We start from the raw sequence: 19,460 nt of genomic DNA, 5'->3' as shown, positions 1-19,460 counted from the left end.
AAAACGGCAGCTCATCCGGCTGCCGTTTTTTCAATCAGTCACCGCCGTATCCGGTAAATTCGCGGTCAGGCGTGTGATGGAAAAGATGGTGTAAATATTTATGGAAGAACCATTCGCCGGCTGCAATGACGATGCTCGAAGCCAGCGCCGCCCATAACAGATTGTCCATGTCCGGGGCGAGTGATCTGCCCATCAGCCACACGACAAGGTACGCCAGAACAAAATCGGCGACGGTCGCCATGATATTTCTTTGCGTATTCTCTTCCCGTTCATTTTCCCGTTTGAAAATCATTAAATCTCCCAGGACATATGCGAGAATGGTCAGTACTACACTGGTGGCGATCATATCGCCAAACGGCATGTTGAAGATGGCGGATAAAATGATGCCCAACACAACTGCGACCATAATAAACTTTATCACTAACGCCTTTGCATGATCCATAACGGTCCCTCCTTTTAGTGTTTGTACTATATCATTACCCGCTTCTGCAGCCGTTAATCGGGAAATGAAGGCATTCTGCACAGAAAATCTTTCCAATTGTAACTTTTAATGCGGGTTCTTAAAATGCTGCAAATTGCCTTCTGCTTGCCGCACTTTCCTTTTTTGAAATGCCAGGCCGGGATTGGTAAGTACGATAAACAAAAAGGTATGTCTAAAAGCTTGATGCCATGCTTTATTGAAAAAAGCGGCAATCATGTTAATGGCGAGAAAGCAGAAACTTGATCCCGGATTCCTTTTTCCGTTACTTCATTTTTTCCAGTAATGATTTCCGTTGCGCTAAGGAAAGAGTTTAGGTTAAAGTGAAACCGTTTCCATATTAATATTGAATTAAGGCAAGCGGCTGATAAAGCGGAGCATTAAACAGTGTTTAAGGATTACAGCAAGTTACTCTTTGTGATCAACAGTAAGTAACAATGATGGATATTATGCGACAAAAAGGGTGAAGAAACGACAATTTTTAAACTAAGGGTGATGACATTGAACATAGAAGAAATCAGTTTTCAAATTATTTTAAATGGTGGAAACGCCCGAAGCTTAGCTGCGGAGTCCATAAATCATGCTAAAGCTGGTGAGTTTAAATTAGCTGAACAAAAAATTGAAGAAGCCAACGAAGCCATGACAATCGCTCATCGTTTTCAAACAGACCTAATAAAGGGGGAGGCCAGTGGGGAAAAATTTGAAATCAGTATATTGCTGATACACGCACAGGACCATTTAATGAATGCCATGACAGTAATTGACCTGGCAAAAGAAATCATTGAACTTTATAAAAAAACAAATGAACTTGAATGTCGAAAGTGCTAACAAATTTGCCAAGTTTGCTGTTTGAAAAATGGATGATTGGCGGCACAAGCGGGCCATTAAAAGCAACGGAAGTCATTAATTCATTGATAAGCAAGTTTAAATCACAATAAAAAACCAATTGGAGGCATTTATGATGAAAAAAGCATTAATTATTTGTGCAGCAGGTATGTCATCTTCTTTAATGGCGAAGAAGACAACGGAATTTTTTAAAACAAAAGGTAAGGAAATTGAAGTCGATGCTGTTTCAGCAAATGAAGGCAATAAGATGATTGAAAAGGGGGACTTTGATTTATATTTAGTCAGCCCACAAACAAAGATGTATTTTCAAAAACTTAAGGAAGCCGGAGAACGCGTAGGAAAGCCAGTTGTAAACATTCCGCCACAAGCCTATATTCCGATTCCAATGGGTGTTGAAAAATTAGGAAATTTAATCTTACAAGAACTGCCAAAAGATTGATTTGCTTATGAGAAAATGGGTCTTCGCTATTTACAATGCACTCACCCGGAAATGCCAAAATTTATGGATAGTCGGAAGGAAGGTGATCTTCAAGCAAGATACCCGTTAAGATGTCTTTTGGATTGGAGGTAATGGATTGCTTAAGCTTTAACGAGTAGCGGGGAGCCATATTTTTAATAAATGAGGGATTTTTATGAATGACGTAGAAAGAGCATTATTTGAAAAAAATCAAAAAAACCAGATGCTTAAATCGATGTACTATAACCGATATTTGCTTGTCAGATATGTTACCGCAATCTTTTTCTTTACGAATGTATATTGGTTAATTTCATTGGTTATGAGTCATTCGTTACTATACCTTCTTCCATTGGCGTTGATCATCGTTGTCATATTGAGCGTTGCGGAACAAGTAAAGATTTATAGCAGCCCGACAAATCATGCTAAATACACAAAGTTTTGTTTCATGACTTTGCTCATTGCAAATGTGATTTTGCTGTTGCCGAGTTGTTTTTCGTCATCTTTCGCTCATTTATATCCATTTTTAATCAATCAAAACAAGTCAAAAGTATTAATTTTAACTGTTTTGATTGCCGGGATATTTTTAAGCGCTTTTATCCTTTATCGGTTATACCAAATTACACATGATGAAGACAAGCATTTTCAACGCATCATGGAGTATGAAAAAGCGATTCGTTAATAATAGAAAAGAGGGGTCTTTATGTCAGAACAAAATAAGGCATTTACTTTTCTTGAAAAGTATCTGATGGGTCCTATGGGGAAAGTAGCATCTTTTCGATTTGTCCGGGCGGTAATGGCTGCCGGGATGGCTTCAATACCATTTACAATCGTAGGATCCATGTTCTTGGTGTTGAACGTATTGCCACAGACTTTAACATTTTTGCAAGGCTTTTTCGATAATACTTTCTTTAGAATTAGTGACTTGTATATGCTGGCAAATAAAGCAACAATGGGAATTTTAGCATTATATTTCAACCTTGTTATTGGTTATGAGTATACAAAAATATATGCTGAAGAAGAAGGGATAAATGTAAACCCGCTAAACGGGGCTTTATTATCCATGTTTGCTTTCTTTATGACGATTCCGGAATTGGTTGCAGGCAATGGAAAAATGTCACTTATCCAAAAAATGAATGATACGACTCATATTATTTTCGGTTGGGAAATGGGCGACAGTGGTGTAAGCCGTTTAGGTTCTTCAGGTATATTTACGGCCATTATTGTTTCTGTTATTGCTGTCCAGTTGTACCGGTTATGTGTAAAACAAAATTGGGTGATTAAAATGCCGGAAGCTGTTCCGGAAGGGGTATCCAGATCGTTCACAGCTTTAATCCCTGCATTTTTAGTCGCTTTTGTGATCTTAATCATCAATGGTATTTTTGTAGCTTTAGGTACAGATATATTTAAAGTTGTCGCTGTTCCATTTAGCTTTGTTACGAATATCGCAAGCAGCTGGCTGGGATTGATGGTGATTTACTTCTTAATCCATGCACTCTGGATCGTAGGTATTCACGGGGCGAATATTATCGGAGCCTTCCTGACGCCAATTACTTTGGCAAATATGGAAGCCAATATTCATGGGGCAAATATTCCATTCGCCGGCGAGTTCCAAAATTCATTTGTCATTATGGGCGGTTCCGGGTCGACTTTAGGATTATGTATCTTTATTGCATTTTTGGCCCGGTCACAGCAATTGAGAATACTAGGAAAAGCGTCCCTTGCTCCTGGCATCTTTAATATTAATGAACCAATATTGTTTGGATTACCAATTGTTTATAATCCATACCTGGCTATCCCGTTTTTCTTAGCGCCTATGGCTACAGCTACAATTGGTTATTTTGCAATTAAATTGCACATTGTTGCGCCACTTATTGCACAAGTGCCATGGCCAACGCCAATCGGTATTGGGGCTTTCATTGGAACAGGTGGGAGCATTATGGCGCCAGTTGTCTCACTCATTTGTGGTGTGGTCGCGTTTATCATATATCTTCCGTTCATCAGAATATATGATAAGAAGTTAGTTGAGCAAGAAAAAGGCGGAGAATCTGTACTCTGATCCTCATCTTGAAATAGAAAAATAAGATGTAGAAATATCCTATGAAAACGATGTTGCACTGCGGGTGAATGAAAGAAGGCGGTTCTTCATAGGAAAATCGCCTTCTTATTTAACTTTTCTCGTTCAGGAAACCAAATAAGATAAATGATGGAGGGTTTACAATGTCAAAAGGCGTTTTACCGGAAAACTTTTTATGGGGCGGAGCAGTAGCAGCCCACCAGCTTGAAGGCGGCTGGAATAAAGGCGGAAAAGGTGTAAGTGTTGCTGATGTAATGACTGCAGGAAGACATGGTGTTCCACGGCAAATTACGGATGGTGTATTAGGAGGTTACTATTATCCTAACCATGAAGCAATCGACTTCTATTCCCGTTATAAAAAAGATATTAAACTGTTCGCAGAAATGGGGTTTAAATGTTTCCGTACTTCTATTGCTTGGACAAGAATTTTTCCAAACGGGGACGATGATGAGCCAAATGAAGAAGGCTTGCAATTTTACGATGATTTGTTTGATGAATTATTAAAATATCATATCGAACCTGTTATTACCCTATCTCATTTTGAATTGCCTTATCATCTTGTGAAAAAATATGGGGGTTTTAGAAACCGGAAATGTATTGATTTTTTTGTGAAATTTTCTGAGACAGTCATGAAACGTTATAAAGATAAAGTAAAATACTGGATGACCTTTAACGAAATCAATAATCAAGCAGATACGAGCATGGATTTTGCAAGCTTCACAAACTCAGGAATTAAATATGAAGAAGGTGAAAACCGGAAACAAACCATGTACCAGGCAGCGCTTTATGAATTAATTGCCAGCGCAAAAGTCGTTAAATTAGGCCACAAAATTAATCCTGACTTTAAGATTGGTTGCATGCTTTCTTTCGTACCTGTATATCCATATTCTTGTCATCCGGACGATGTGATGCTTGCCACGGAAGCGATGCATAATCGTTGGTTCTTTGGTGATGTACATGTTCGTGGGACGATTCCTGATTATACGAAAAAATACTGGGAAAGAAACGGATTTGAAATTGAATATACAAAGGAAGATGAACAAATTCTTAAAGAAGGAACAGTAGATTACATTGGATTTAGCTATTATATGTCTAAAGTAGTCAGCGCCCGTGAAGTAGAAGACAGCCAGCCTGATGGAGAGTTTGGCCGCGTCGTTCGCAATCCTTATGTTCAAGCCAGTGATTGGGGTTGGCAAATTGATCCGGTCGGCCTTCGTTACTCGTTAAATGCTTTATATGAAAGGTACAATATCCCTCTATTTATTGTAGAAAATGGCCTTGGCGCGCGGGATGTCGTTGAAGAGGATGGCACGATTAACGATGATTACCGTATTCAATATTTTCGCGATCATATTCTGGAAATGAAAAAGGCGGTTGAACTGGATGGTGTTGATTTAATGGGTTACACACCGTGGGGATGTATAGATTTAGTGAGTGCTGGAACAGGAGAAATGGAAAAACGTTACGGTTTTATTTATGTGGACAAAGATAATGAAGGGAACGGAACTTTAGAAAGAAAAAAGAAAAAGTCATTTGAATGGTATAGGCATGTCATAAAAACAAATGGAGAAGAGCTTTAACTTTTAGGACGGTCGTTTTTCTAACGTTTACAATAAGAATCATATTCAATCATGGCGTGAAAAAATGGAGTTACAATAAAACTCCATTTTTTCATATACGGGAAGAAAATAGAAATCCCCGGTGAAAAAGCAATAGTTATAAGGAAAGCTACGATATGACAGGCTGCAAAGTATCAAGTATTGGTTTTTTCAACGATTACATCACAGCCCGAAAAAATGGTTGGTTTCCCGAAAACTACAGCTCTTCCTTTGCCAAAAATCTTAGTAATCCATGTAAAAGGGAGTTGTTGGCAGTGGCTATCCTATCAAAACGGCAGAAAGATATATTAATCCTTTTATCTAAGTCAAAAGAACCCGTTACTGCAAGCTGGATGGCAAGAGAATTAGGCGTCAGTGACCGAACGATTCGAAACGAAATTAAGCTCATGCAAAATAATACAGCATCACACGGATTTCAAATTGAATCAACCAGAGGATTGGGATATAGCGTAAAAGTATTAGATGCCGGGCTTTTTTCAAAAATACTCAATGAGATTTCTACGGAGGAACATCATTTAGCGGGTGACTTCACTGATAAAGATACGAGAGTTCTCTATATTTTACGCCGGTTATTGTTAGAAACCGATTTTATTAAAATTGAAAGTTTTATAGATGAGATGTTCGTCTCTTTATCGACATTGCAAAATGACTTAAAGATGGTAAAAGAAATTCTTGATCAATATCATTTAAAGCTAATCAACCGCCCGCACTATGGTTCAAAGGTTGAAGGCGATGAATATATGAAACGTTTGTGTTTATCTAATTTATTGTTGGAGCGGAACCAGGAGGCATTTTTGAAGGAGAATTGTTTACAACTCATTGATCCGGAACTATTTAAAAAGATTAAAGAAGTAATCGTCCAAAAGGTTAATAAATATAAAATTGAAATCTCTGATATATCTTTGGAAAATTTAGCAACGCATATTGCTATCGCCTGCAGAAGAATTCAGGAAGGCTTTGTTATTGAAGAGCTGGCTGATGTTCTGGTCGATGATCATCCATTTGAAAAAATTGTGGCGAACGAAATCATAAAAGAAGTTGAAGATTTTACTTCGTTAACTTTTCCTGAGACAGAAATCGATTATATTATTGTTCATTTATTAGGAACCAAACTTTTACACAAGAAGGAGCTGGCCGAGTTTAGTAAATTTGATGAAGCCGGAACAATTATAAATTGTATGTTAGCTCGTTTAAAGGCTGAATTGAATTGGGACTTTCGCCAAGACCGCGAGTTTATTCAGGCGCTAACGCTGCATATCCGTCCTGCAATGAACCGATTGCGGTACAAAATGAATATCCGGAATCCGTTATTAAACGATATAAAGAAAAAATACCCGGCTGCGTTTGAAGGCGCCATTATTGCCAGCAAATGTATAGAAGAGTATTTGCAAATGGAAGTGGTTGAAGATGAAATTGCCTATATTGCGCTGCATATCGGTGTTGCTCTTGAACGAATGAAATTAAACAAGAAAAAAATAAAAAAAGTACTAATCGTTTGCGCATCGGGCGTAGGGAGTGCAAAATTACTATCCTACCGATTGCAAAATTTGTATGGCCAAGAAATTGAAATTGCCGATACGATTAATTATTACAATTTATCATCATATGATTTATCTTTTATTGACTTGATCATTAGCACTGTGCCTATAAAGGAGGATTTTGGCGTCCCGGTCCAAGTTGTGAATACTTTTTTGGAAGACAAAGACATTCAAGCTATAAATGGTTTTTTATCTAGGACGCAAAATGTGGCAGAAAAATATTTACATCCTTCAAGAATTTTTCTCCAACTGGCATTGCAGGATAAGGAAAGCGTGATTCGATTTTTATGTGATGAACTGTATAAGCAGAAGCTTGTACCGAAGGATTATGTAAACCTTGTTTTAGAAAGGGAGTCGATTACGCCAACCTGTTTTGGAAATCTCGTAGCCATTCCCCATCCAATGGTGCCCGTAACGAAGGAAACGTTTTGGACAGTATGTACGCTAAAAAGCCCTATCCATTGGCATGGACAGCAAATGGTTCAATTTGTTTGTTTGTTGAATATTAAAGAAGGCACGCAAACGGATTTAGATGATATGTATAAAAAGCTCATTTCGATTATCGAAAACAGGTCTGTTGTGCAAAAAATCATCAAAAGCAAAACGGCTGATGAGTTAATGGCATTTATAAAATAATTGAGCCCCGTATCGCCACCATTTGTAAGAAGAATATTTTTCCCAGCCATTTCCCCGAAGGAGACTTTACCCGCCATCCGCGTTATAAAGCACAAAACTTGTCCGGTTTTGTGCTTTATATTTCCTGGAGAAAACCTTACATAAAAACAAAAAGTTTGTGAATATTCTTTACATCTTCCTTGCCCTGTGCGGTTTTCTAAAGGATAATATTTGTAACCTGCAGCAGAAGGAGTAAAGACACGTGAAAACTTAAAAATGAGGAGTGAGCAAATGAAAACGGTCCAACTGAACAGCCGGATAGCTTTCGGCCAACGTCTACCGCTTGTATTGATTGCCGGCCCGTGCGTAATTGAAAGTGAAACGATGGCCATGGAAACAGCCGCAACCCTTCAAACCATTGCCGGAAAACTCGGCATTCCTTTCGTTTTTAAAGCTTCTTTCGACAAAGCCAACCGATCATCCATTTTTTCCAAACGGGGCCCGGGACTGGAAAAAGGGCTCGAAATACTTGACCGGATTAAAAATGTATTTGGCGTACCGGTCACGTCCGATATTCATGAGCCGCACCAGGCAAAAGCAGCCGGGGAAGTGCTCGACATACTGCAAATCCCCGCTTTCCTTTGCCGCCAGACCGATTTGCTGCTTGCCGCCGCCGCGACGGGCAAAACCGTGAATGTCAAAAAAGGGCAGTTTTTGGCGCCTTGGGATATGAAAAACGTCATTCAAAAACTGGAGGAATCCGGCACCGACAAAATTCTTCTTACAGAACGCGGTTCGACATTCGGCTACAATAACCTGGTGGTGGATATGCGTGCACTTCCGGAAATGCGCAGATTAGGGTATCCGGTCGTGTTTGACGCCACCCATAGTGTCCAAATACCGGGCGGAAATGGGACTTCAACAGGCGGAAAGCGTGCGTTTGTCCCGTATCTCGCAAGGGCAGCGGCGGCTTGCGGGATCGATGCGTTGTTTCTAGAAGCCCATCCTGATCCGGACCAGGCCTGGTCGGATGGCCCGAATATGGTGAAACTGGATGATCTTGAAGAAATGTTAAAGCCAGTTATTGAAATTGATCGCATGATAAAAGAACAAACGGCAGCAAACATTCATTAACGGAGGTGAATAGGATGTTAAAAGATTTCAAACGAAGCATCAATTATGTCGAAAGCGTCCGTGAAGTGCTGGAAAAAGAGGCCAATGAGATTTTAAAGCTGAAGGACCGGATCAATTTTCGTATAAATGAAGGCATTGAAATGATATTGGCGTGCGAAGGCAGAGTCATTTTTACAGGAATGGGGAAATCGGGCATCATCGGCCGGAAACTTGCTTCCACATTTGCAAGCACCGGTACCCCGGCATTTTTCCTTCACCCGGGAGAAGCACTGCACGGCGATCTTGGAAAAATAACAAAAGAAGACATCCTCATTGCCATTTCCAACAGCGGGGAAACGTCGGAAATATTAAATATGATCCCTTCCATCAAAAGGATCGGCGCAAAAATGATTGCCATTTCTGGTTCACGCAAGTCGACACTGGCGCGGCGTTCGAATCTGGTGATGGATATCGGGGAAGTTGAGGAAGCGTGCCCGCTCGGCCTTGCCCCGACTTCTACAACTACCGTCACGCTTGCACTCGGGGATGCGATTGCGGTTGCCCTTTTGAAGGCAAGGGATTTTAAACCTGAAAACTTTGCGCTTTTCCATCCCGGTGGCTCGCTTGGCCGGCGTTTGCTTCTCACGGTTGGCCATGTGGCTAAACGGAAAAGGATGAACCCGGTTGCCGGAATGGACACCGGCATAAAGGAAGCATTATTTATGATGACGGAAGCGGGGGCGGGGGCTGTTTCAGTTATTGACGATCGGGGACGGCTGGCCGGCATTTTAACGGACGGCGATATCCGGCGTGAGCTTTTAAACGGCCATGAAGTACTGGATAAAAAAGTAGCAGATTTGTATACAAAATATCCGGTTTGCGTCAGTGAGCATCAGCTGGCAGCGGAAGCATTGCGGATAATGGAAGACCACGCTTTCAAGGTGCTTCCGGTTGTTACCGGCCAGAAACCGGTTGCCATGCTCCATATTCAGGATTTGGTCCAGACTATATAAGCAAAATAACAAGAATAAGCAAAATAACAAGAAAAAATTTTTTGACTGGATAGAGCGGATTCATAAAGAATCCCGCTTTTTTTGGTGGTTGCCGCCAATATGTGCAGCAGCAGTTTGTTTTTTCGGTGACACCACGCAAAAATTTCGGTGACAATGGCGCTGCGGCCTATTAAAATAGGTGATAAGATCTTGTGAATTAACGGGGGAGGGATTGTTTTGTTAAGGGTAAACAATGTGTCAGTAGAGATAGAGAAGTCAAAAATTTTGGAAGATATAAGTTTTTCTGCTGAACCAGGGGAGATTATTGGCCTGGTTGCTCCAAATGGATCCGGCAAGACGACGCTTTTAAATGCGATATCCAACCTGATTCCTGCTTCAAAAGGCGAAATTAGTATTTACGGCATGAATTATAAAATGCATCGGGAAAAAATCCTTAAAAAAATATTTTTTTTGCAAGACCATACAGTATTGTATCCAAATTTAACAGGGAGAGAGCATTTAAAACTTGTACAAAGATTATGGGAGAGCAAACAAGAATGTGGCGCTGTTATTGAAAAATTAAGCATGGGTTCCTATATCGACAAAAGGGTTTCAAAATATTCGCTTGGCATGCAGCAAAGGCTGCTATTTGGGATGTGCTTGATCAGTTCTTGTGATTTGCTATTGATGGACGAGCCGATGAATGGGCTGGACCCATCCAATATTAAACTGATAAGCAAATCCATTAAGCAACTTAGAGATGAAAATAAAATTGTATTTTTTTCTTCCCATATTCTGAACAATGTTGATGAATTATGTGATCGTGTCATCTTTTTAAAGCAAGGAAGAATGGTTTACGAAAGCAGAAAAAATAATCCGGACTTTAATAAATACATCATCATTAAGTTAGAGAATGGGAATGATGCGGATAAAGTTCTTTCCCTATTTAAAGATGAAGAAATTAAAAATGCCACAGCCAATGAAGTATGGGCGGAGATAGATTCGAGTAAAAGCTCCTTTGTGGTAAATCAGGCATTCGAACAAGACATGAAATTTAAATCATTTTTCATAGGGCAAAAAGGCAGCCAACTAATTTATGAGGAAATATACGAAGGTGAAGATAAATGGGGCTAATCAAATTAGAGACATTGCGATTCATTAGAAATAAAAAAAATTTGACTGTTTTTATTGCTGCTATTTTGATTGTTTTCATTTTGTTTGCAATTACTTTCGTGGGAGCAAAGAGAATGGACCCGCTCAATGAATATCAGGATAACAAATCCTCACTGGAAAATGCCATTTCACACATGGAATCAAATCCAAATAAGAGTGAAGCAAAGAAGAAAGCACTTGCGGGTTTGCAGGAGGAGTTACGCCTTCGTACAGAACAAATACAAGCTCATGAAGCAGGGGATTGGAAGCAAGAACTGAAATTGCAGATCGCTTTAGATAAAAAATTAATTGCTGGGATTAATGCCGGAACAATTGTTTTTGGTAATAAAAAAATTGTTCCGCAGACAGAAAAAGCAATACAGCTCAATACCATTCTGCTTAAACAAAATATTCATCCGGTAATAGAGTCGTTCGAAACCCCGGGTATTAACTTTACATATCGTATTCTTTTTTACGTATTCCCGTTCTTAATGCCTCTTCTCATTGCAGTTTTAATTGGTGATATTTCAACAAGAGACAAACAAGGCGGTATTAATCATTTTGTAAATGTTTTGCCAGTGAAGCTCAAGAAAATATTGGATGCGAGAATCTTCACTTCATTTGTTTACAGCCTTGCCATCACGATTGTTATCCTGGTTGTTGCGCTCATTATTGGTAGCATCATAAGCCATTTGGGGAGTTGGAAGTACCCTGTGGCGATCAATTTAAACGGGACAGAAGTATTGTGGATTTCAATTGCCCGGTTTTTGGGCAGATCGCTTTTACTAATCCTATGTCTTCTATTATTTATTTCTGTTTTCACGCAGTTTTTAAATACCTTTATTCGAAATCAATTGCTTCTGATGCTCGTTTTGGTGGCTTGTTTTTGTTTTGAGGAAATGATGAGCGGATTTAAGACAAAGTTGTATGCTGTTATGCATATCATCCCTTTTACATTTGTGGATGTGCCGAATATAGTGAATGGAGAAAGTGCAGCAAAATTCAGGAATGAGTATATCAATACTACAGACGGAGTCATTACGCTTCTCCTTTCATCTTTGCTGTTTTATTTTCTCACCATATGGATTATCCATAAGAAAAACAAAATTTAAAAAAAGCTTGACGAATCCGAAAAAAAGGGATAAATTGAACGTAAGCAATTTTTAGGTTCGTTGTGTAATTTCTTTTGCGGCGTTGATGGCAAATTTCATATTGGTGTTTTCTTATCAAGAGAGGTTGAGGGAATGGCCCGATGAAGCCTCAGCAACCTTCAATGCTTTTACGCGTTGAAAAGGTGCTAAGTCCTGCAAGTTATGGGATCATAACTTGAAAGATAAGAAGATGGTTCATGCACGAAAGGAATGGCCTTCTTCTTATTGGAGAAGGCTTTTTGATTTTAAGTGAGGGAGTGTCCATCATGTATCATACAGAAACAAAACTTGCACAAATCGGAAACCGCAGTGACCGCGTGACAGGTGCGGTGAACCCGCCTGTTTATTTTTCTACCGCTTACCGCCACGAAGGCATTGGGCAGTCAACCGGTTTCGATTATTCCCGTACCGGCAACCCGACGCGCCAGTTGCTTGAAGAAGCGATTGCGGATCTGGAGGGCGGGGACCGCGGGTTTGCGTGCAGTTCCGGCATGGCTGCGATTTTCACTGTTTTATCTTTGTTCCAGGCCGGCGATGAGTGGATTGTGAGTGATGATTTATATGGCGGCACCTACCGCCTGCTGGAGCAGGGATATAAAAAATGGGGGCTTTGTTGTAAGTACGTGAATACGTGCAACCCGGAAAATATTGAACAAGAAATCACCCCGAAAACGAAAGCCATTTTCCTCGAAACGCCGACAAACCCCCTCATGCAGCAGACGGATATCGGCGCAGTGGCTGAAATTGCGAAAAGGCACGGAATCCTGCTGATTGTAGACAATACTTTTTACACCCCGCTTTTGCAGCAGCCGATTAAAGAAGGCGCTGATATTGTAGTCCATAGCGCGACGAAATATCTTGGCGGGCATAACGACGTGCTGGCCGGTCTGATCGTGGCAAAGGGTGCTGAACTTTGCGAGCAGCTTTTTCTGTACCATAACGGTGCCGGCGCCACCCTCAGTCCGTTTGATTCGTGGCTTCTGATGCGCGGCATGAAAACGCTGGCGCTTAGGATGGAAAAACACGAAAAAAATGCAAAAGCTGTGGCGGCATTTTTAAGCGCGCATCCGGATGTAAAAGATGTGCTGTATCCGGGCCGCGGCGGGATGCTTTCTTTCCGTGTAAAAGAAGAATCATGGGTCGACCCGTTTTTACGCGGCCTGTCTTTGATTACATTTGCCGAAAGCCTCGGTGGGACGGAAAGTTTTATCACTTACCCGGCTACACAGACGCATGCCGACATTCCGGAAGAAAAACGGATTGCTTCAGGCGTAGACAATTGCCTTTTGCGCTTTTCAGTCGGAATTGAAAATGAACGCGATTTGCTTGCAGATATTGAAAAAGCTTTTGCCAACATTCACGAAGGGGTGCAAACACGATGACAAATGAAGATTATTCTTTTCAAACGAGGCTTTTACATAACAGCCATAAAATAGACCCGGCGACCGGTGCTGTGAGTGTACCGATCCAGCATGCTTCGACATACCACCAGGCGGACATTGACCAGTTCGGTAAATACGATTACAGCCGCTCGCTCAATCCAACGAGGGAAGCGCTCGAGGATGTCATCGCCGAACTCGAAGGCGGTGTCAAAGGTTTCGCGTTTGCTTCCGGGATGGCGGCGATTTCAACCGCGTTTCTGCTTTTGTCGGCGGGCGACCATGTTGTCATCACCGAAGATGTGTATGGCGGCACGTTCCGGATGGTGACAGAAGTCCTGACCCGGCTTGGTATTGAACATACATTTGTAGATATGACCAACCTTGAAGAAGTGCGGCAGGCCGTCCGCCCGAACACGAAAGCTTTTTATGTAGAAACCCCTTCAAACCCGCTTTTAAAAGTGACGGATATCCGGGCGGTGAGTGAACTGGCAAAGGCAACCGGGGCGCTCACCTTTGTCGACAACACCTTTTTAACGCCTGCCCTGCAGCGTCCGCTTGAACTCGGGGCGGATATCGTGCTGCACAGCGCGACGAAATTTTTAGCGGGGCACAGCGATGTCGTCGCCGGGCTTGCAGTTGTAAAAGATGAAGCATTGGCAGCGCGCCTCGGCTTTTTGCAAAATTCATTCGGGGCGGTGCTCGGCGTCCAGGATGCATGGCTCGTTTTGCGCGGGTTGAAAACGTTGCATGTGCGGCTGCTCCAATCACAGCAGTCAGCGGTGAAAATTGCACATTTTCTTGATGCGCATCCGCTTGTACGAAACGTGTATTATCCGGGGCTCGGGCACCATCCGCAGCATGCGTTGCAAAAGCTGGAGGCACAAGGGCCGGGCGCGGTATTGTCGTTTGAACTGGAAGATGAGGAAGCGCTCCGGGTATTCGTCAGCCATGTAAAAATCCCGGTCTTTGCCGTCAGCCTCGGCGCTGTAGAATCGATTCTGTCCTATCCGGCAAAAATGTCCCACGCCGCAATGCCGCCTGAGGACCGAAGAAAACGCGGCATCTCCGACAGCTTGTTGCGCTTATCGGTTGGCCTCGAAAATCCGGATGATCTGATTGCCGATTTCGAGCAGGCTTTTTCGTACACGAAAGCGGGCACAACCGTGAAATAATGGACAAACGGCTGCAGGGAATCCGCCCTGATCGGCGGGATTCCCCGTTTCAAAATAGACGCCCGGGCTCATTTTGAAACGGGAATGGAGGCACGTCCCGTCCGTACGTATGACAAAAAACTGCACCACAGAAGCCGCTGAAAAAGCCCGAAAGAAAACATAAAAACGGCGGGAAACCACTGTAAAAAGTGTCCCGCCGCTTTTTTCTATTTTTTGTGTAAAGGAACGAACGCTTGCATTTACAAGCCGGAAATCGGCCGGGTAATCGTCCTTCCTGGTTGCAGCGTTTCTGTCCGGCCGCCTATATGGATGTCCAGCGCATCTCCTTCCAGCAATGCCACTTTGAACGCATGGCGCGCCACTTCCACCTGAAGCTTGCGGTTTTGGTAGGTAAGGCGGAATAAATAGCGGTCCCATTGTTCCGGAATGGCAGGGTCCAGGAAAAGCCCGTTTTCTTTAATCCGGACGCCGCCGAATCCGTACACGATTGACAGCCATGTCCCGCCCATATTGGCCATATGCAGGCCGTCTTTTGTGTTGCCGTGCGTGTTATCAAGATCAAGGCGGGCCGTTTCGATAAAATAATGATATGCTTTTTCCGCTTCGCCGAGCCTTGACGCCATTATGCTGAAGATGCAGGTGGACAGCGATGAATCGTGTGTTGTGACTTTTTCATAATAATGATACGAGTTTCGGATCGTTTCCGGATCGGCCTCTTCTTCCAGCAAAAAATGCGCGAGCACCGTGTCCGCCTGTTTGCACACCTGATACCGGTAAATCGTGAGCGGATGGTAATGCAAAAGGAGCGGGTAATGGTCTTTCGGCGTATGTTCAAAATCCCAGACCGCTTTATCGAGAAAGCTGTCATCCTGTTTGTGGATGCCGTGTTTTTCATCATAAGGGAGATACATCGCATCCGCCGCTTTCATCCAGCTTGCCGCTTCTTTGTCCGTTAAACCGAGCCGCGCAGCAAATGCCGCAAAATAGGCATCATCTGTTTCTTTCAGCCAGTGATAAAATTTGTGAGCTGATTTCAAATTATATTTTGCCATCACATTTGTATAGTAATTGTTGTTGACGATGGCTGTGTACTCATCCGGCCCGGTCACATCTTCAATCGCAAATTTGCCGTCTTTTTCCCGGTAATGGCCAACCTCAAGCCAAAGCCGCGCCGTTTCCACGAGAATTTCGACGCCGTATTGCTTCATAAAGTCCTGATCTTGCGTGGCATACCAGTATTGCATATAACTGTAAGCGATGTCCGCGCTGATATGATACTGCGCTGTGCCGGCAGGGAAATACGGGGAGCATTCCGTGCCGGAGATCGTCCGCCACGGAAATAGCGCGCCTTTTTGATGGCCCATCTCTTTTGCCCTTGCCCGTGCGTGGTCAAGGATATGGTAACGGTACAGCAGCAAATGCCGCGCGAGTTCCGGATGCGTCAACAGAAACACCGGGAAAATATAAATCTCCGTGTCCCAAAAGTAATGCCCTTCATAACCTTCCCCGGACAGCCCTTTTGCCGCAATATTGCTGGCGGTGTCTTTTCCGACAGACTGCAGGAGCTGGTACAGATTGAAACGGATCCCTTCCTGCAGTTTCGGATCGCCGTCAATTTCAATGTCCGCTGTTTGCCAGTAAGTGGCTAAATATTGCTCCTGCTCCCGTAATAGTGCTGAAAAATCTTTGCCTTGCATGCTTTTTAGGATGTCCGCCGCCTTTTCTGCGGCATGGTCCCCGTGGCGGAGCGTGTCCGTGTAAATCGCAAATTTTGTAAGGGACACCGGCTCGCCGGGCTTGAAATCGATGATTGCGCGCACTTTTTGTTCGTCTTGTTCATAATGACATTCGCAAGAGGCGGAAACGGCATGGGTTGCGGCACAAGCCGTTTCAAGCCCGGAAGCAAGTGTGCGGGCACGCAGTACAACTGTCCCGCTCTCCGCCACTGCTTTTGTCACAGCCAGCCTTTTTGCATGGGCAGATCCGGTCCGCGGGTCGTTTTTATCGACATAATTTTGCACATCACCGTTGACAGTGGAAATCACCCGCACCGGCCCGGAAAAGTTTACCGGCTCCATTTTCACTTGAATCGCAAACAGTTCCCGCCATGTAAAAGAAACCAACCGTGAAAAAGTGAGCTTGATTTCTTTTCCGGAAGGCGATTTCCAATGGATGACGCGTTCGGAAAACCCGCGTTTCATGTGCAAAGTTTGGGAAAAACCGAGAACTTCCCCTTCAAAAAGGGAAAATCGTTCTTCCCCAAGAAAAATTTCGACAGTCTGCGCATCGATCACGTTCAGCATTTTCTGCCCGGTTTCCGGGAATCCGTACGCTTTTTCCCCGTACTGGATTTCTGTATTGTCATAAAAAGCATTCAAATAAGTGCCGCGGATAGAAGGGATTTCTTCCGGGTAGCCTTCTTCAAAGTTTCCGCGCACGCCAAGATAGCCGTTCCCGAGTGCAAATAAGCTTTCATTGACCAGCAACATTTGTTTGTCCAATTCGTGTTTCGTGATTTCCCATGTCATACGCTGTTCCTCCAAAAATTCCAAATTCAAAGAAGGCATGGTGCCAAGCGCCCTTTTTTTCTTATGTCCCGGACCGAAAAACCCTTTCCCAGTATCGGATTGCCTGCCGGGCCCGTAAGTTAAACAACGGCAGCTTGACAGGGATCTGGAAAATGCCGCGCGGTTGCGATACCGGGGGAGAACGCTCCGCTAGCGGAAATTTTTATTCTTTCACCCCGCCTGTTGTAAGGCCGGAGACGATTTGTTTCTGGAACAGAAGGACGATGATCAGGGTCGGGACCGTGACGACTGTGGTAGCGGCAGCGACCTGTCCCCAAAGTATTTCGAACTGGGTGCGGAGGAAAGAAATCGCGACCGGCACAGTATGGTAATTAGCGTCCGAGTTTAAGGTAATCGTCAGCAAAAATTCGTTCCACGCGGCAATGAATGTAATAATCGCAGTTGTAAAAACACCTGGCGCGGCAAGCGGGAAGACGATTCGGAACAGCGTCTGGACCGGCGTCGCACCGTCAATTTTTGCCGATTCTTCAAGTGCGAGCGGAATCTGGTTGAAATGCGTCACCAGGATCCATACCGCAGTCGGCAGGGTGATCGTCGAATACGGCAGGACAATCGCATACGAGTTCGTTAAATGCAAATGCAGGAACAAGTTATAAATCGGCCCGGTGACAATCATTTGCGGGAACATCGAAACCGCCAGAATCAGCCCGAGCAACAAGTTTTTCCCTTTAAAATCAAAACGCGAAATGGCGTAAGCCGTAAACGTGGCAATTAAAATAATGTAAACCGTTGTCGTTGTCGCAACGATAAAACTGTTTTTCACCGATGTCAGGATTCCCTTTTGGAAAATCTGCGTGTAATTTTCCCATGTCGGATGATGGGCAAAGACCCGAAAAGCCCCGTCCCCAAAAATTTCCCCGGAAGGTTTAAAGGAGGTGATAAAAATCCAGAAAAACGGAAATATCATCCCAAATAAAAAGACGGCAATCAGGGCGATGATGAGCACATTCCATTTGCGGTTCGTTTTCATGGCCATCCCTCCTTAGTTTTTATCCATCAGATTGGCACCGAGTACTTTAATGTAAATGGTTGCGATGATGGCAACGCAAATAAACATGATGATCACAATGACGGAGCCGTAGCCGAAGTTGGTTTGCCCGAACATCGTTTTGTAACCGTAGACAGACATGGTTTCTGTTGCCCCGCCCGGACCGCCGCCTGTCAGGACGTAAATCAGGTCGAAAACGCGAAAAGCGTCAAGTGTCCTGAACAGCAGTGCGACCAAAATGGAAGATTTGAGCATTGGCAGCGTAATTTTGAAAAACTGCTGGATTTTTGTTGCGCCGTCGATGGATGCGGCTTCATACAACCCTTTGGAAATGTTTTGCAGGCCGGCAAGCAGCAAAAGGGCCATATAAGGCGTTGTTTTCCAAACGTCGGCTAAGATCGTGGATACCATCGCGCCGGATCCCGTTAAAAGCAGAATGCGCGAATCGCTGATCAGCCCGATAGACTGGAAAAAGTGTGCGACAACGCCGCTTGTGCCGTCATACAAATAACTCCACATGAGCGCGGCAACCGCGGTCGGAATCGCCCACGGGATCAGCGAAGTTGTCCTTACAATGCCTTGCCCTTTGAACGCTTTGTTCATAATCATGGCGAGGCCGAGGCCGAGGACGAACTCAAGGAAAACCGAAACGACGGTAAAGAGCACGGTATTCCATAAGGCATGCCCGAGTCGTTTGTCATGCAATGCTTCTTTATAAGACTTGAAGCCGATGAAGTTGGAGGGTACAAAGCTGCTTTTGAAATCTTTAACAATTTTTGATAAATTTTTTCCGTTTTGCGTATTGTATTTGGCATTGATTTCCTTTACCAGTTTGGATGAGTCGGTATAAAGGCCCATCAGCTTTTTCTGGTCGGCCTGGCTGATTTTTTGGACGCCTTTTCTGCCTTTATACTGCTTGGCAACATCGGCAACGCGATGGACCAGCTTGTCGACTTTTTGCCGGTCGGCCGGGTCGGTGATTTTTTCCCGGTCTTCTGTCAGAAACAGCCTGACATACGTTTGCGTTTCGTCAAATAAATCGAAATTATAGCGCGGGCTCATGTACAGCCCCGATTTTTGCTGGTTATTCAGCTGGTAATCAAAAAAGGTATAGCGGAGTGACTGAAAAATCGGCCACAGCGAGAATACGCCGATAATCAACAGGGCTGGAAGGATAAATAAAAAAGCCTGCAAGCGGTTCTTCTTCATGATGCTGGCACCTCTTTTCACCGTAATGTTTCTTCCCGTACGGAGGATGCACAGTTTATGCAGCGCCCCCTCATATCTTTTTTAAA

Annotated in this window: 17 protein-coding genes and 1 riboswitch; of the genes, 13 read left to right on the top strand and 4 right to left on the bottom strand. The window is 43.4% G+C overall.

The window, feature by feature from the left end:
* Positions 1–34: 34 nt before the first annotated feature.
* Complete coding sequence (locus tag NFR98_RS02965) at positions 35–442, bottom strand: YndM family protein (RefSeq protein ID WP_017551954.1); 408 nt, start codon at positions 440–442, stop codon at positions 35–37.
* Between the two features lie 123 nt (positions 443–565).
* Between NFR98_RS02965 and NFR98_RS02960 the strand changes: the two genes are divergently transcribed.
* The 13 genes from NFR98_RS02960 (at position 566) to metC (ending at position 14,589) form a co-directional block, all read left to right on the top strand.
* A complete protein-coding gene (locus NFR98_RS02960) occupies positions 566–724 on the top strand; it encodes a hypothetical protein (protein ID WP_155641199.1) in 159 nt (52 codons plus the stop codon).
* Positions 725–973: 249 nt separating this feature from the next.
* A complete protein-coding gene (locus NFR98_RS02955) occupies positions 974–1,306 on the top strand; it encodes a PTS lactose/cellobiose transporter subunit IIA (protein WP_035317082.1) in 333 nt (110 codons plus the stop codon).
* A 133-nt stretch (positions 1,307–1,439) separates the two neighbouring features.
* Positions 1,440–1,763, top strand: coding sequence for a PTS cellobiose transporter subunit IIB (locus NFR98_RS02950; protein WP_017552257.1), 324 nt, complete (start codon positions 1,440–1,442; stop codon positions 1,761–1,763).
* A 193-nt stretch (positions 1,764–1,956) separates the two neighbouring features.
* The gene (locus tag NFR98_RS02945; RefSeq protein ID WP_017552256.1) at positions 1,957–2,460 is read left to right on the top strand and encodes a hypothetical protein; all 504 of its coding nucleotides are present in this window, start codon (positions 1,957–1,959) and stop codon (positions 2,458–2,460) included.
* Between the two features lie 21 nt (positions 2,461–2,481).
* Positions 2,482–3,837, top strand: a complete 1,356-nt coding sequence (celB, locus tag NFR98_RS02940) for a PTS cellobiose transporter subunit IIC (protein WP_017552255.1) — start codon at positions 2,482–2,484, stop codon at positions 3,835–3,837.
* A 161-nt stretch (positions 3,838–3,998) separates the two neighbouring features.
* Complete coding sequence (locus NFR98_RS02935) at positions 3,999–5,435, top strand: 6-phospho-beta-glucosidase (RefSeq protein ID WP_017552254.1); 1,437 nt, start codon at positions 3,999–4,001, stop codon at positions 5,433–5,435.
* A gap of 155 nt (positions 5,436–5,590) precedes the next feature.
* Positions 5,591–7,648 (top strand): BglG family transcription antiterminator, encoded by a 2,058-nt coding sequence (locus NFR98_RS02930; RefSeq protein WP_225620959.1) that lies wholly within the window; start codon positions 5,591–5,593, stop codon positions 7,646–7,648.
* Between the two features lie 270 nt (positions 7,649–7,918).
* On the top strand, positions 7,919–8,761 hold the full coding sequence (kdsA, locus tag NFR98_RS02925; protein ID WP_017552252.1) for a 3-deoxy-8-phosphooctulonate synthase: 843 nt from the start codon (positions 7,919–7,921) through the stop codon (positions 8,759–8,761).
* Between the two features lie 14 nt (positions 8,762–8,775).
* Positions 8,776–9,753, top strand: a complete 978-nt coding sequence (locus NFR98_RS02920) for a KpsF/GutQ family sugar-phosphate isomerase (protein WP_017552251.1) — start codon at positions 8,776–8,778, stop codon at positions 9,751–9,753.
* 216 nt (positions 9,754–9,969) lie between these two features.
* Positions 9,970–10,866, top strand: coding sequence for an ABC transporter ATP-binding protein (locus NFR98_RS02915; protein ID WP_017552250.1), 897 nt, complete (start codon positions 9,970–9,972; stop codon positions 10,864–10,866).
* Entirely contained in the window at positions 10,857–11,996 is a 1,140-nt protein-coding gene (locus NFR98_RS02910) for an ABC-2 family transporter permease (RefSeq protein ID WP_017552249.1), read from the top strand. The genes NFR98_RS02915 and NFR98_RS02910 overlap by 10 nt, the downstream gene beginning before the upstream one ends.
* Before the next feature lie 108 nt (positions 11,997–12,104).
* Positions 12,105–12,224, top strand: a riboswitch (SAM riboswitch).
* A gap of 77 nt (positions 12,225–12,301) precedes the next feature.
* Entirely contained in the window at positions 12,302–13,417 is a 1,116-nt protein-coding gene (locus NFR98_RS02905) for a methionine biosynthesis PLP-dependent protein (RefSeq protein ID WP_026104684.1), read from the top strand.
* A complete protein-coding gene (gene metC / locus NFR98_RS02900; protein ID WP_251459660.1) occupies positions 13,414–14,589 on the top strand; it encodes a cystathionine beta-lyase in 1,176 nt (391 codons plus the stop codon). Before NFR98_RS02905 ends, metC begins: the two co-directional genes overlap by 4 nt.
* Before the next feature lie 239 nt (positions 14,590–14,828).
* On the opposite strand, the gene NFR98_RS02895 is transcribed toward metC, so the two are convergent.
* The 3 genes from NFR98_RS02895 to NFR98_RS02885 form a co-directional block, all read right to left on the bottom strand.
* Positions 14,829–17,117, bottom strand: coding sequence for a glycoside hydrolase family 65 protein (locus tag NFR98_RS02895; protein WP_251459658.1), 2,289 nt, complete (start codon positions 17,115–17,117; stop codon positions 14,829–14,831).
* A 202-nt stretch (positions 17,118–17,319) separates the two neighbouring features.
* Positions 17,320–18,147 (bottom strand): carbohydrate ABC transporter permease, encoded by an 828-nt coding sequence (locus tag NFR98_RS02890; protein WP_013858456.1) that lies wholly within the window; start codon positions 18,145–18,147, stop codon positions 17,320–17,322.
* 12 nt (positions 18,148–18,159) lie between these two features.
* Positions 18,160–19,374 carry a carbohydrate ABC transporter permease gene (locus NFR98_RS02885; protein ID WP_013858457.1) on the bottom strand — a complete coding sequence of 405 codons (1,215 nt, stop codon included), beginning with the start codon at positions 19,372–19,374 and terminating at the stop codon, positions 18,160–18,162.
* Positions 19,375–19,460: the final 86 nt, after the last annotated feature.

The organism is Weizmannia agrestimuris, from assembly GCF_943193165.1.
In the GTDB taxonomy this organism is placed as follows: domain Bacteria; phylum Bacillota; class Bacilli; order Bacillales; family Bacillaceae_C; genus Weizmannia; species Weizmannia faecalis.
The sequence above is the reverse complement of the archived record's forward strand: the minus strand, read 5'-3'. Positions and strand labels throughout refer to the sequence as shown.

Bases quoted from the DNA above. Each gene is read 5' to 3' on its own strand.
- NFR98_RS02965 (WP_017551954.1), bottom strand. From the start codon at position 442: ATGGATCATGCAAAGGCGTTAGTGATAAAGTTTATTATGGTCGCAGTT.
- NFR98_RS02960 (WP_155641199.1), top strand. From the start codon at position 566: ATGCTGCAAATTGCCTTCTGCTTGCCGCACTTTCCTTTTTTGAAATGC.
- NFR98_RS02955 (WP_035317082.1), top strand. From the start codon at position 974: ATGACATTGAACATAGAAGAAATCAGTTTTCAAATTATTTTAAATGGT.
- NFR98_RS02950 (WP_017552257.1), top strand. From the start codon at position 1,440: ATGAAAAAAGCATTAATTATTTGTGCAGCAGGTATGTCATCTTCTTTA.
- NFR98_RS02945 (WP_017552256.1), top strand. From the start codon at position 1,957: ATGAATGACGTAGAAAGAGCATTATTTGAAAAAAATCAAAAAAACCAG.
- celB (WP_017552255.1), top strand. From the start codon at position 2,482: ATGTCAGAACAAAATAAGGCATTTACTTTTCTTGAAAAGTATCTGATG.
- NFR98_RS02935 (WP_017552254.1), top strand. From the start codon at position 3,999: ATGTCAAAAGGCGTTTTACCGGAAAACTTTTTATGGGGCGGAGCAGTA.
- NFR98_RS02930 (WP_225620959.1), top strand. From the start codon at position 5,591: ATGACAGGCTGCAAAGTATCAAGTATTGGTTTTTTCAACGATTACATC.
- kdsA (WP_017552252.1), top strand. From the start codon at position 7,919: ATGAAAACGGTCCAACTGAACAGCCGGATAGCTTTCGGCCAACGTCTA.
- NFR98_RS02920 (WP_017552251.1), top strand. From the start codon at position 8,776: ATGTTAAAAGATTTCAAACGAAGCATCAATTATGTCGAAAGCGTCCGT.
- NFR98_RS02910 (WP_017552249.1), top strand. From the start codon at position 10,857: ATGGGGCTAATCAAATTAGAGACATTGCGATTCATTAGAAATAAAAAA.
- NFR98_RS02905 (WP_026104684.1), top strand. From the start codon at position 12,302: ATGTATCATACAGAAACAAAACTTGCACAAATCGGAAACCGCAGTGAC.
- metC (WP_251459660.1), top strand. From the start codon at position 13,414: ATGACAAATGAAGATTATTCTTTTCAAACGAGGCTTTTACATAACAGC.
- NFR98_RS02895 (WP_251459658.1), bottom strand. From the start codon at position 17,117: ATGACATGGGAAATCACGAAACACGAATTGGACAAACAAATGTTGCTG.
- NFR98_RS02890 (WP_013858456.1), bottom strand. From the start codon at position 18,147: ATGAAAACGAACCGCAAATGGAATGTGCTCATCATCGCCCTGATTGCC.
- NFR98_RS02885 (WP_013858457.1), bottom strand. From the start codon at position 19,374: ATGAAGAAGAACCGCTTGCAGGCTTTTTTATTTATCCTTCCAGCCCTG.